The 10,640-nt window shown below is 64.0% G+C and carries 15 protein-coding genes, 1 pseudogene and 1 riboswitch; of the genes and pseudogenes, 5 read left to right on the top strand and 11 right to left on the bottom strand.

Annotated elements, in window-relative coordinates:
• A pseudogene (locus EOA29_RS13170) lies at positions 1 to 136 on the top strand (glutathione S-transferase family protein); the annotation flags it as partial.
• Positions 137 to 312: 176 nt separating this feature from the next.
• Here EOA29_RS13170 and EOA29_RS13165 read toward each other — a convergent pair.
• Positions 313 to 516: a hypothetical protein gene (locus tag EOA29_RS13165; RefSeq protein WP_126095473.1), complete on the bottom strand. Its 204-nt coding sequence runs from the start codon at positions 514 to 516 to the stop codon at positions 313 to 315.
• A 176-nt stretch (positions 517 to 692) separates the two neighbouring features.
• Here EOA29_RS13165 and ndk point away from each other — a divergent pair, with 176 nt between their 5' ends.
• Complete coding sequence (gene ndk, locus EOA29_RS13160; RefSeq protein WP_040972162.1) at positions 693 to 1,115, top strand: nucleoside-diphosphate kinase; 423 nt, start codon at positions 693 to 695, stop codon at positions 1,113 to 1,115.
• Positions 1,116 to 1,284: 169 nt separating this feature from the next.
• Positions 1,285 to 1,491, top strand: coding sequence for a hypothetical protein (locus EOA29_RS13155; protein WP_126095474.1), 207 nt, complete (start codon positions 1,285 to 1,287; stop codon positions 1,489 to 1,491).
• A gap of 14 nt (positions 1,492 to 1,505) precedes the next feature.
• On the opposite strand, the gene EOA29_RS13150 is transcribed toward EOA29_RS13155, so the two are convergent.
• The 3 genes from EOA29_RS13150 to crcB (EOA29_RS13140) are packed head-to-tail and all read right to left on the bottom strand — an operon-like array spanning position 1,506 to position 2,686.
• The gene (locus EOA29_RS13150) at positions 1,506 to 1,844 is read right to left on the bottom strand and encodes a DUF190 domain-containing protein (protein WP_126095475.1); all 339 of its coding nucleotides are present in this window, start codon (positions 1,842 to 1,844) and stop codon (positions 1,506 to 1,508) included.
• A gap of 14 nt (positions 1,845 to 1,858) precedes the next feature.
• Positions 1,859 to 2,287 (bottom strand): fluoride efflux transporter CrcB, encoded by a 429-nt coding sequence (crcB, locus tag EOA29_RS13145; RefSeq protein WP_127220985.1) that lies wholly within the window; start codon positions 2,285 to 2,287, stop codon positions 1,859 to 1,861.
• Positions 2,288 to 2,293: 6 nt separating this feature from the next.
• Entirely contained in the window at positions 2,294 to 2,686 is a 393-nt protein-coding gene (gene crcB / locus EOA29_RS13140) for a fluoride efflux transporter CrcB (protein WP_127220984.1), read from the bottom strand.
• A gap of 99 nt (positions 2,687 to 2,785) precedes the next feature.
• Positions 2,786 to 2,859: riboswitch (Fluoride riboswitch) on the bottom strand.
• A 76-nt stretch (positions 2,860 to 2,935) separates the two neighbouring features.
• Between crcB (EOA29_RS13140) and EOA29_RS13135 the strand changes: the two genes are divergently transcribed.
• Positions 2,936 to 4,249: a response regulator transcription factor gene (locus EOA29_RS13135; protein ID WP_127220983.1), complete on the top strand. Its 1,314-nt coding sequence runs from the start codon at positions 2,936 to 2,938 to the stop codon at positions 4,247 to 4,249.
• Between the two features lie 165 nt (positions 4,250 to 4,414).
• The gene (locus tag EOA29_RS13130; protein ID WP_210213140.1) at positions 4,415 to 5,197 is read left to right on the top strand and encodes a DUF1194 domain-containing protein; all 783 of its coding nucleotides are present in this window, start codon (positions 4,415 to 4,417) and stop codon (positions 5,195 to 5,197) included.
• 52 nt (positions 5,198 to 5,249) lie between these two features.
• Here EOA29_RS13130 and EOA29_RS13125 read toward each other — a convergent pair whose 3' ends face one another.
• The 7 genes from EOA29_RS13125 to uvrC form a co-directional block, all read right to left on the bottom strand.
• On the bottom strand, positions 5,250 to 5,759 hold the full coding sequence (locus EOA29_RS13125) for a sulfocyanin-like copper-binding protein (RefSeq protein ID WP_245464768.1): 510 nt from the start codon (positions 5,757 to 5,759) through the stop codon (positions 5,250 to 5,252).
• Positions 5,760 to 5,936: 177 nt separating this feature from the next.
• Complete coding sequence (locus EOA29_RS13120; protein ID WP_126095480.1) at positions 5,937 to 6,206, bottom strand: hypothetical protein; 270 nt, start codon at positions 6,204 to 6,206, stop codon at positions 5,937 to 5,939.
• A 154-nt stretch (positions 6,207 to 6,360) separates the two neighbouring features.
• Entirely contained in the window at positions 6,361 to 7,128 is a 768-nt protein-coding gene (locus tag EOA29_RS13115) for a YbaY family lipoprotein (protein ID WP_126095481.1), read from the bottom strand.
• A gap of 78 nt (positions 7,129 to 7,206) precedes the next feature.
• Positions 7,207 to 7,686 (bottom strand): molybdenum cofactor biosynthesis protein MoaE, encoded by a 480-nt coding sequence (locus tag EOA29_RS13110; protein ID WP_126095482.1) that lies wholly within the window; start codon positions 7,684 to 7,686, stop codon positions 7,207 to 7,209.
• Position 7,687: 1 nt separating this feature from the next.
• Positions 7,688 to 7,939, bottom strand: coding sequence for a molybdopterin converting factor subunit 1 (moaD, locus tag EOA29_RS13105; RefSeq protein ID WP_126095483.1), 252 nt, complete (start codon positions 7,937 to 7,939; stop codon positions 7,688 to 7,690).
• 1 nt (position 7,940) lies between these two features.
• Positions 7,941 to 8,537, bottom strand: a complete 597-nt coding sequence (gene pgsA, locus EOA29_RS13100; RefSeq protein ID WP_126095484.1) for a CDP-diacylglycerol--glycerol-3-phosphate 3-phosphatidyltransferase — start codon at positions 8,535 to 8,537, stop codon at positions 7,941 to 7,943.
• A gap of 107 nt (positions 8,538 to 8,644) precedes the next feature.
• On the bottom strand, positions 8,645 to 10,591 hold the full coding sequence (uvrC, locus tag EOA29_RS13095) for an excinuclease ABC subunit UvrC (protein ID WP_245468465.1): 1,947 nt from the start codon (positions 10,589 to 10,591) through the stop codon (positions 8,645 to 8,647).
• Positions 10,592 to 10,640: the final 49 nt, after the last annotated feature.

The raw sequence follows: 10,640 nt of genomic DNA, 5'->3' as shown, positions 1-10,640 counted from the left end.
GTTCGGGGCGCTGCAATGGGCGCGCATCGCCTCGCCCTACCGGCTGCTCGACGAGAGCGATAGCGTGGCCCAGTGGTTCGAGCGCTGTCTCGACCTGCATGGCGGGATCGGCCGGCAGGTTGCGGCCGCGGCTTGACGCTGGCGATCTCCCCCCTCGAGGGGGAGATGTCGCCGAAGGCGACAGAGGGGGTCGCCTCAACTGCCGCGACGCCATGAGGCGGCGAAAGAAGAGGCCGGCGCTCCACGCGAGACGACCCCCTCTGGCCGCTTCGCGGCCATCTCCCCCTCAAGGGGGGAGATTTGCCGCTGCCGTCACTTCGCTTCATCCTTCTGGACCAGCCTGACGCAGATCGGGTCACCCTTTTCCATGCGCGCGCATTGCCATTCCGGGCCGAAGCCGAAATTCTGCTGCCCGCGCTGTGGAAAGAACAGCAGGACCAAGACGATCCCGGCGAGAACCACGGCCATCAACAGGATGCCGGCGACATCGCCGCGTCTTAGGTAAGGCCAGTTCATCGCTTCCGGCTCCGCTGCCGCGACGCCCCGACCTGCACGCGAAGCGCGCTCGCAGCCGTCTAATTATCCCGCAAAGAGCCGGCCTTGACCAGAAGCCGCCTCCCCTTGGCAAGCCGCCGGGCGGCTTGTATAGAGCCCGCCACTCCAATTTCCATTCCCAGAACAAGGACGACCCAATGGCGATCGAACGCACCTTCTCCATGATCAAGCCGGATGCGACCAAGCGCAATCTGACCGGCGCCATCACCAAGATGCTGGAAGACGCAGGCCTGCGCGTCATCGCATCGCGCCGCGTGTGGATGAGCCGCCGCGAGGCCGAAGGCTTCTACGCCGTCCACAAGGAGCGTCCTTTCTTCGGCGAGCTCGTCGAGTTCATGTCGTCGGGCCCGACCGTCGTGCAGGTGCTCGAGGGCGAGAACGCCATCGCCAAGAACCGCGAAGTGATGGGCGCCACCAACCCGGCCAATGCCGCCGAGGGCACCATCCGCAAGGTCCACGCGCTGTCGATCGGCGAGAATTCGGTGCACGGCTCGGACGCGCCGGAAACCGCCGCGCAGGAGATCCGCTACTGGTTCTCCGACACCGAGATCGTCGGCTGAGCCGGCAGTTTCGGCTTGCAATGAAGGCGGCCCCGGGCCGCCTTTTTTGTTGCACTGGGGTGGGCAGGCCGGCCGGGTGCCCTAATTCGCTTCAACCGGCGACAAGTGACAAGGGCGTCGTCGGCTGTGAGCGACCATCGCGCTTCCGCCCGCGAGAAGGGAGGGAAGCATGATCAAACCCCATGTTTCCAAAAGTGGCGTTGCCTATCCGGACGATCTCGTCCTGTTGAAGCGTATCTATGACCAGGTCTGCGAGGAGCGGGGCATCGCCCGCGGCAGCCCCGAGGCCTCCGAGTTGGCGATCGAAGCCATGAAGCTCTTTTCCGCCGGTATTTTCGACGAAGACGCGATCGGCCGCCGTCTTCGCCATGGCTGATCGGTCGGCCGAGCTCAATTCCCTTCACCGTAGCGGATGACCTCGACCTTCTCCTTGGTGATCAGGCAGCTCATGGTCAGCGCCTTGATCTCAGGGATCAGCGCATCGATCTTCTCCGGCGCGTCGACGATCTCGACGACGATTGGCAGATCCTGCGACAGCCGCAGAATCTTGGCGGTGTGGAGCACGCTCGAGCGGCCGAAGCCGAGCGGTCCCCTGAGCACGGTCGCGCCCGCCATGCCGGTCTCTCGCGCCTTGATGACGATCGCCTCGTGCAACGGCATGCCGTCGGCTGCCCTGTCGTCCTCGCCGAAGAATATCCTGAGCAGCACGCATTGGCTGGGAAGTTCCATGTTCTCCTCCCTGGTCACCTGGTGATCGGCAAGCGGTTGAGCCTGGCTGCCATGAGATAGCCGAGCCAGGCCGAGGCAAGCGACAGCACCACCACACTGACAAGATAGGTCGTGGCGAGGCCGAGGTCGCCCTCGAAAAGCAGGATGAAGGTGTCGAGGCTCACCGACGAAAGGGTGGTGAGGCCGCCGCAGAAACCGCCGGTGACGAACTGGCGGCCGGCCGGGCCGACCATCAGGCGCCCGTCCGGCCGGGTCAGCGTAGCGAAGAACATGATCACAAGGGAGCCGACCACGTTGACGAAGGCAGTGGCATAAAGCGCGCTCAAGCCCAGCAGCGAGACGATGACGTAGCCTGAGAGAAAGCGCACCAGCGAGCCGATCGCCGCGCCGCAGCCGACCGAGAGATAGAGGCGAAACTCCGTCTGCCTGTCGTTTCCGGACATGACGCCCTACCCCGCTATCCAGACGACAGCCCGGAAGCCCAGGGCGACCGCAAGCACGCAAAGCGCCGACGAAGCGACGATGTTGAAGACGGCGAGCCGCCGCTCGCCATCGAGCGCCAGGTTCAGCGTCTGCAGGCAGAAGGACGAGACCGTGGTGTAGCCGCCGAAGAGGCCGACCACGATCAGGTCGCGCACGAATTCGGCGGAAAAGACGCCGCCGATCATCCGCGCCGCGCCGGCGAAGGCGCCGATGGCGAGCGCGCCGGAGACGTTGACCACCAGGGTGCCCCAGGGAAAGGTCTCGCCGACGCTGCGGCCGACAAGGCCCGACAGAAAGAAGCGGGATATGCCGCCGAAGAAACCACCGACCAGGACCAGGGCGCAAGCCGCAAGGGTCATCGCTTCAAATGCCTTTCCAAATGTGATTCCACTTAAGGAATCACCTCATGAAAACAGGCATGTTGCGAGCGGAAAAACAAATCCTGCCGCGCGAAAGCACGCCTGGCAGGAGTCATCGGCCCAGATACGAAACGCTCGGGCGGTTTCGGGGGAACCCCATCCCCATTTTTGCACCGGCAAACTAGGTCCTTCCGCCATCCCGGTCAATCGGCTGGAGAAAGTTGGCAGGCGCGTCGAAACGGCGATGCCATGAATTTGCAATGGAACGACGAAGGCCGTGATTTACCACTCACTCCCGAGACATCGTACTTTGACTACGGCCGCGCCGCTGCATCGCCTTGTTTGCTTGTGATTTTTCGCACCCGTGTGCCTGTGCTAATATGGATGTGCGGTAGCCCGTCCATTACGAAGGTCAGTCAAATGGCTGCCAACCGGGGAATCGCGTCCGCGATCGAGGATTGCTACGACGCCGCCTTCGAATTCGGGCGGTGGCCGCGGGCCTTGCAAAACCTGGCCGATTCCCTGGGCGTGACGAGTTGCGCTATCCGCACCCACGATAACACGCATCCGTTCCGCAGCGATCAACGCAAGCGAACCAGACCGACGCCGGACTCACTGGAGCACGCTGAATTCACGGAGCTCTGGGTCGAGAATGCCCGAGACGCGCCCGACCCGCATCCGGAAAGGGAGCCGCGGCTGCCGAAACCGGCGCCCTACTTCACTGTCGAAGACGAAATCTCCACGCCGGAGGAAAGAAAGCTCCTGCCCTATTATCAGGAGATAGCCCGTCCGGGGCATCGCGAGTTGTGGGCCGCCGTTGTCTTCCCGGTCAGGCGACGCAAATGGGTCCTGTCGATGTACCGCGATGCCACAAGGAGCGACCCCTTTGACACATCCGAGGCCGACCATTTTCTGCGCGTGGCACCGGACCTGATCCGCATCATCAGTCTGGCCGAGAAGATCTGGGATGTTTCGCTCGACCCGGCATTGGCCGTGCTCGACCAGTTCAATTGCGCTGCGGCGCTGCTCGACTGCCGCGGCGGCGTGACGCGTTCCAATGTACATGCAGATGCCCTGTTCGGTTCCGGTCTCATGATCCGCCATGGCCGCATCCATGCAGCCGACCGAGAGAGCGATTCCAGCCTGCAGCGCATGATTGGTGCGGCCGTTTCCAGTGCGCGGGACAAAGCGTTCCAGAGCGAGCCGGCCGTCATCACCCGTGACGGGTCGTTCTGGCTACTGGCCGAGATCGTGCCGATGACGTCATTCGTGCACGATCTGTTCAATGGCGGCGACTTTCTGCTTTGCTTCACCGATCCTGTCAGCGAACGGGCGCCGCCGGCGTGGTTGCTCCGGCATGCTTTCCAACTGACCCCGGCCGAAGCGCGACTGGCTTCCAGCCTCGCCACCGGCTGCGGGATCGAGGCGGCGAGCGAGCGATTGGCGATCGGCCACGAAACCGCCCGAACCCAGCTGAGGGCAATCCTCGACAAAACGGGAACGCATCGCCAGGCCGAGCTCGCGGCACTGCTGTCGCGCTTGCGAGTGCCTTCAAAACCCTGATTGACGCCCTCACCCGTTCGGGTGAAGCGCGCATCCGTCTGCCAGCGCAGATTTCCTTATCCGATTGCCGAACCGTATGGCGCCGCGCCGCGACGGATGGCAGCAATGTTAGGCTGGAAGAACAGACTCGCCCCGCCCAAGAGATCGAGGCCGACAGGATGTCTCTTGGTCTTGTCGCTCCTTGTCAGCAGCCCCTGCTCGCCAATAGCGGCCGGCGGGCTCCGAAAACCCGACGTCGACCTCGAACTGGTGCTTGCCGTCGACGTCTCTTCCTCGATGAGTCTCGCCGAGCAGCGGGTTCAACGCGACGGCTATATCAGCGCATTCCGCCACCCCGACCTTGAACGGGCCATAGGATCGGGGGCGCGCGGCGCGATCGCGGTGTCTTACCTTGAATGGGCCGGGCCAAAGTATCAACGCGTCGTTCTGCCATGGACGACTATCAGCAGTGCTGGGGATGCAAAGCGTTTCGCTGATGCCCTCTCCGCAAAGCCGATCGTCGCGGAAGCGGGTACCTCCATTTCCGGTGGGCTGCTGGCGGCGGCCGGCCTGTTGGCGCACAGCCAGGCGGCAGGCGAGCGCAGGGTAATCGACATATCCGGCGATGGCCCAAACAATGCCGGCCTGCCGGTGCGGCCCATACGGGAGATGCTGACGGGCCTGGGGATCACCATCAACGGCCTGCCAGTGTCTCTGCCGCATGAAGGCTCCAGCAGCTATCAATCCTTTGCCCCGCGATATCTTTCCTCGTACTACGAGAATTGCGTCATCGGCGGGCCGGGCGCATTCGTGATCGGAATTGACGATCTCGCCATGTTTGAAGCAGTGATCCGTCGAAAGCTGCTTCTGGAGATCGCAGGACTGCCCGCGCGGCCCAGACTCGTTTCCTATACCCAGCCAGGCTCCCCTGCATTCGACTGTTCGATGCCTGGAACTGTTGCGCGCTAGCTGGTTGATGGCGACCTGCTCCGCCGGCAGGCAGACGCCATCAAAGCCGGGCCTACGGATCAACTGTGAATTCGGTCCACATGCCCGCTGCATAGTGACCTGGCTGGTTGCAGATCAGCAGATACTTTCCAGCCTTGAGATTGACCATCAACGTGCCTGACGCGCCGGGTTTGAGGTCCGACACCTCGCCCTTGTCGCCGGCCTTGTCTTCTTCAACGCGGTTCTGGGCGTTGATGTACGGAAGCTGCCGGCCGGGATTTGCAAGGTGGATGACGATCATTTCGTGGACCCTGTCCTTGGAGTCATTCTTCACATTGAATGTGACTTTTCCGGCCTTCACTTCTGGGGGCGAAACCTTGATGCCCATGGTCGCCTTGGCGGTATCGACGCTTGGCATCGCATAAGCGAGCCCGATCGCCATCGTTGTCGTCGCGCCTTTGTCCCACAGCGAGACATTGACAACCGATGCGGCCTGAGCGGCGCTTGCGCCTCCCGCTATCAGCATTGCAGCAGTCAGCCCGACCGCCGCTCGTATTGATGTGCGTTTCATGGTGACCTCCATCCAAACGACAGCGGGTGCGGCGTTCGTCAATCCGCAGCGTTGCAAACCCGGCAGGACGCCTCGGCGGCCAAGCTGCCCACAATGGGGGGATGTCCGGCAGGGGCGTTTTCCTGCCGGCATCGAAAGTTCTGCACCGCCGCTTAGCCTTCGCTGCAGTGTGACGTTACTTCGTTGACGTCACTTCGCTTGGCGCTCTTTCACATTCGCATGATCGTTCGCCGCGTCCGTGTCGGTGGCCGGCGTCTTGGTCTCCTCGCCGGTGAACGGACTGCCTTGTCCAGGCGCGAGGTCGCCGCTATGGCCGGCCTTGTTGGTCTGGTAGGGCTGGCTGTCAAGACTGAGGCCATGCTGTGTGGCATTGAACAGGTGGTCGTCCGCCTTCGCAATGCCGGCGAAGGCAATCAGCGATACACCCGCGGCAGCAAGGATGAGCGCGTGCTTTTTCATTTCTGGTCTCCTTTGAGTGGCCAGATCGATCCGCGCATTCGGTCCGGCGGTTTTGCCTGCCCGCCATATGAGAGGTAACGCGTCCGCAGTGCGGATTATTCCGGGAGATCGCGGGATATTGGCCGACGCGACGTCTCAAAAGGTCGGCGCGGCCTCAGCTCGCGGCGCTGAAGCGCAGGATGTCGCGGCCGTCCTTGTCGGCGATTGTGAGCTTGCCGGCGTCGATCCGGTAGGAAACAGCCTTGGTCAGCGCGTCGAACAGGGCCTTCTCCTCAACCATGACATCCTGTGCGCAGGCCATGCGAGTCGAGCCGATGTCGCCGATGGCGATCCTGTGCCCTGCCACCGTGGCGGTGGCGAAGTAGGTATTGCACGGGCCCTTGCCGCCGGCCTTGCCGGCCTCGCTGATGCGGAACGTCGCCCGCGGCTCGGCGATCGCGCCGATGCCGTCGATATATTCGACGAGCCAACTCTGGCCGTACAAGGCCGCGGCGTCCGGTTCGGCGGCGGGCGCAGCCATTTTCAGCACGACGGTCTGCGGCTTGCCATCCAGCGGATCGACCTGGTGGCGGGTATCGGTGACAAACAGCAGCCGGTCGTCGACGGTGATGCGGGCCTGCAGCGCATAGGTTCTGCCCGGCTTGATCGCTTGGGGATCGAAGCTGATCTCGAATTTGATCGGCACCTGGCCGGCCGGCACGATCTTGCGCTGGCCGATGATCGTCGCCGGCGCATCGGCCAGCGAAACATCCACGAGCTCGACCGAAAGCACCGCATCGGGCGGCAGCGCGATGCGCTCGTGATAGGTCGCCTCGCCGGCAATCGTCTTTTCGGCGGCACTGGTCAGCCCCGGCACGGCAAGCACGCCGACCACCAGCGGCACGAGGCCGAAGATGAAGAATTCCGCAATCCTGTCCAGCATGAGATTGCTCCGCCAAGCAAATCAACCGGTTTGCAAGGTCGGGACGGATTGCGGTCAATCAATGACCGCGGCCAGAGTTTATCCGCCTGGCGTCTTCCAGCGGCCGGCAGCTTCGTCGTCGGCTTCCTTTGCCTCGACCCAGCCGCCTTCGGAGCCGTCTGCGCGATGCTCCTTCTTCCAGAAGGGCGCGCGCGATTTCAGATAATCCATCAGGAAATTCGCTGCCTCGAAGGCCGCCTGCCGGTGCGCGGAGGCCGCCACAACCAGCACGATATTCTCGCCAGGCGCGATCTTGCCGTGGCGGTGGATGACGGTGAGCCCCTGCAGCGGCCAGCGCTCAATGGCCTCGGCGGCGATGCGGCCGATCTCGGCCTCTGCCATGCCTGGATAATGCTCGAGCTCGAGGGCCGACAGCGTGCCCGCTTCATCCCGGCAGAGACCTGAGAACGTCACCACGGCGCCGATATCCGCGCGGCCTCCGGTCAGGGCGGCGATCTCGGCGGCGACGTCGAAGTCCTCGCGCTGGACGCGGATGGCCGGCACGACAGCGCCCGCCATCTCAGCCTCCGGTCATCGGCGGGAACAGCGCGATCTCGCGCGCGCCCGCGATTTTCTCGCGGTGGCCGACATGTTCCTGGTTGATGGCGACGCGGATGACGTCCGGATATTGCAACGCGTTTTCGTATTCCTCGCCGCGCGACTTCAGCCAGCGTAATAGGTCGGCCACCGTCTCGATGCCGGCCGGCAGCTCGACATCCTCTTCCGGCTTGCCGATCCGCTCGCGTACCCAGGCAAAATAGATAAGACGCATCTCACTCGTCCATGATGTGCTTCAGGCCGGCGCGGAAATAGTCGTAGCCGGTGTAGAGGGTGACGAGCGCCGCGATCCACAGCAGGACCAGCCCGATCTGGGTGGTCAGCGGGAAGATCTTGTCGCCGGCCGGACCGACAAGCAGGAAAGCGATGGCGACCATCTGGATGGTGGTCTTCCATTTGGCGAGCTGCGTCACCGGCACCGAAACCTTCAGCGCTGCCAGATATTCGCGCAGGCCCGAGACCAGGATCTCGCGGCACAGGATGATGATCGCCGCCCAGAGCGACCAGCCGGCAATGCCGGCATGACGGTCGGTGTCGGCGGCCAAAAGCAGCAGGCAGGTGGCGACCAGGAGCTTGTCGGCGATCGGGTCCAGCATCTTGCCGATGTTGGATGTCTGTTGCCAGGCGCGCGCGAAGTAGCCATCGAAATAGTCGGTGATGGAGGCGAGCAGGAAAATGACCAGCGCCGACCAGCGGGCGAAGTCCGACGACTTCAGATGGCCTTCGAGGAAAAAGCACAGCACCACCAGCGGCACCGCGACGATGCGGGCGTAGGTGAGGATGTTCGGCAGGTTGAAAGCGCGCTGGGCCATTGTCTGATCGGGAACTCTTCTCCGCCTCCCGTACTCAAATCAGAAGCCGATGTGGGGGGTCAACAGGCGAGATTCGATTGGTCAGATGAAAATTGGCGCAAGAATGGTCAACTGTCATGAAAATGGTTGTAGACCAGCTTCGCCACGTGCTCTGAAATGCCGTCGACCTTGACCAGGTCCTCGACCGCGGCGCGGCTGACCGCCTTGGCGGTGCCGAATGCGAGCAGCAGCGCGCGCTTGCGGCCGGGGCCGATGCCGGCGATCTCGTCGAGCGGGCTTTTCACCATCTCCTTCTTGCGGCGGGCGCGGTGCGAGCCGATGGCGAAGCGGTGCACCTCGTCGCGCAGGCGCTGGACGAAATAGAGCACGGGGTCGCGCACCGGCAGCATGAAGCTCTCCCTGCCCTTGACGAAGAAGCGTTCGCGCCCGGCGTCGCGGTCCTGGCCCTTGGCGATGCCTATTGCCGCGACGCGATCCTCGATGCCGAGATCGGACAGGATCTTGCGCACCGCCGTCATCTGGCCCTGGCCGCCGTCGATCAGGATGACGTCGGGCCAGGCCGGGAAGCCGCCGTTTCCCTCGACGAGGTCCTCGGCAGCACCGTCCTCGGCTTCCGCGCCCGCCACGCCCGAAGATTTGGCGTCGCCGTGCTCCCTCAGCAGCCGCGAGAAACGCCGCTCCATCACCTCGCGCATCATGCCGAAATCGTCGCCCGGTGTGATCTCGGTCGAGCGGATGTTGAATTTCCGGTACTGGTTCTTCACAAAACCTTCCGGCCCGGCGACGACCATGGCGCCGACCGCATTGGTGCCCATGATGTGCGAATTGTCGTAGACCTCGACGCGCACCGGCGGCTTTTCCAGGCCGAAGGTCTCGGCGAAGCCCTGCAGCAGCCGCGCCTGCGTCGAGGTTTCCGCCAGCCTGCGGCCGAGCGCCTCGCGCGCGTTCTGCAATGCGTGGTCGGTCAGATCCTTCTTCTCGCCGCGCTGCGGCACCGAGATCGCTATCCTGCGCCCGGCGCGGGTCGACAGCGCCTCGGCAAGCAGCTCCTGCTCCTGCACCGCCTGGGAGAGAAGCAGCGCCCGCGCTGGCAGTTTGTCGTCATAGAACTGCGCCAGGAACGAGCCCAGCACCTCGGCTGGCTCCAGCGCCGGATCGGCCTTGGGGAAATAGGCGCGGTTGCCCCAGTTCTGGCCGGTGCGGAAGAAGAACACCTGGATGCAGGTCTGGCCGCCTTCCTGGTGGATGGCGAAGACGTCGGCCTCCTCGACCGTCTGCGGGTTGATGCCCTGATGCGCCTGCACATGCGAGAGCGCCGCCAGGCGATCACGGTAGATGGCGGCGCGCTCGAAATCGAGCGCCTCGGACGCCTGCTGCATGGCGGCCGAAATCTCGGTCTTCACCTTCTGGCTGCGGCCCGAAAGAAAGTCTTTCGCCTCGGCGACCAGCTCGGCATAGCCCTGATGCGAGATCTCGCCGGTGCAGGGACCGGCGCAGCGCTTGATCTGGTAGAGCAGGCAGGGCCGGGTGCGGTTCTCGTAAAAGGAGTCCGTGCAGCTTCGGAGCAGGAAGGCGCGCTGCAGCGAATTGATGGTGCGCCCGACGGCGCCGGCGGAGGCGAAGGGGCCGAAATAGTCGCCCTTGCGCGAGCGCGCGCCGCGATGCTTGTAGATGCCGGGCGAGACATGGTCGCCGGTGAGCAGGATGTAGGGGAACGACTTGTCGTCCCGCATGAGCACGTTGAAGCGGGGTCTCAGCCGCTTGATGAGGTTCGCCTCGAGCAGCAGCGCCTCGATCTCGGTGCGGGTGACGACGAATTCCATCGTCGCCGTCTCGCGCACCATGCGGCCGATGCGGGCGGTGTGGAAGCGCCCCTGCGCGTAATTGGTGACGCGCTTCTTCAGGCTGCGCGCCTTACCGACATAGAGCACGTCGCCGGCGGCGTTCATCATGCGGTAGACGCCGGGCTGGTTGGGCAGCCGCTTGACGAAGGTCTGGATCACCTCGGCGCCGACCATGCCGTCGGCGTCGCCCGCATGCGGCGTCCAGTCGATCGCCGTGAAGGCGACGTCGGGACCGGCGGGAGGCGCCCCCCGGTCGACG

Source organism: Mesorhizobium sp. M1E.F.Ca.ET.063.01.1.1 (assembly GCF_003998155.1).
Lineage (GTDB): Bacteria > Pseudomonadota > Alphaproteobacteria > Rhizobiales > Rhizobiaceae > Mesorhizobium.
Note: the sequence above shows the minus strand (reverse complement) of the source record. Positions and strands in the feature narration are given on the sequence as shown.

What these genes read in the sequence shown, in the direction of transcription:
- EOA29_RS13165 (WP_126095473.1), bottom strand. Translation starts at nt 516, where the DNA reads ATGAACTGGCCTTACCTAAGACGCGGCGATGTCGCCGGCATCCTGTTG.
- ndk (WP_040972162.1), top strand. Translation starts at nt 693, where the DNA reads ATGGCGATCGAACGCACCTTCTCCATGATCAAGCCGGATGCGACCAAG.
- EOA29_RS13155 (WP_126095474.1), top strand. Translation starts at nt 1,285, where the DNA reads ATGATCAAACCCCATGTTTCCAAAAGTGGCGTTGCCTATCCGGACGAT.
- EOA29_RS13150 (WP_126095475.1), bottom strand. Translation starts at nt 1,844, where the DNA reads ATGGAACTTCCCAGCCAATGCGTGCTGCTCAGGATATTCTTCGGCGAG.
- crcB (WP_127220985.1), bottom strand. Translation starts at nt 2,287, where the DNA reads ATGTCCGGAAACGACAGGCAGACGGAGTTTCGCCTCTATCTCTCGGTC.
- crcB (WP_127220984.1), bottom strand. Translation starts at nt 2,686, where the DNA reads ATGACCCTTGCGGCTTGCGCCCTGGTCCTGGTCGGTGGTTTCTTCGGC.
- EOA29_RS13135 (WP_127220983.1), top strand. Translation starts at nt 2,936, where the DNA reads ATGAATTTGCAATGGAACGACGAAGGCCGTGATTTACCACTCACTCCC.
- EOA29_RS13125 (WP_245464768.1), bottom strand. Translation starts at nt 5,759, where the DNA reads ATGGAGGTCACCATGAAACGCACATCAATACGAGCGGCGGTCGGGCTG.
- EOA29_RS13120 (WP_126095480.1), bottom strand. Translation starts at nt 6,206, where the DNA reads ATGAAAAAGCACGCGCTCATCCTTGCTGCCGCGGGTGTATCGCTGATT.
- EOA29_RS13115 (WP_126095481.1), bottom strand. Translation starts at nt 7,128, where the DNA reads ATGCTGGACAGGATTGCGGAATTCTTCATCTTCGGCCTCGTGCCGCTG.
- EOA29_RS13110 (WP_126095482.1), bottom strand. Translation starts at nt 7,686, where the DNA reads ATGGCGGGCGCTGTCGTGCCGGCCATCCGCGTCCAGCGCGAGGACTTC.
- moaD (WP_126095483.1), bottom strand. Translation starts at nt 7,939, where the DNA reads ATGCGTCTTATCTATTTTGCCTGGGTACGCGAGCGGATCGGCAAGCCG.
- pgsA (WP_126095484.1), bottom strand. Translation starts at nt 8,537, where the DNA reads ATGGCCCAGCGCGCTTTCAACCTGCCGAACATCCTCACCTACGCCCGC.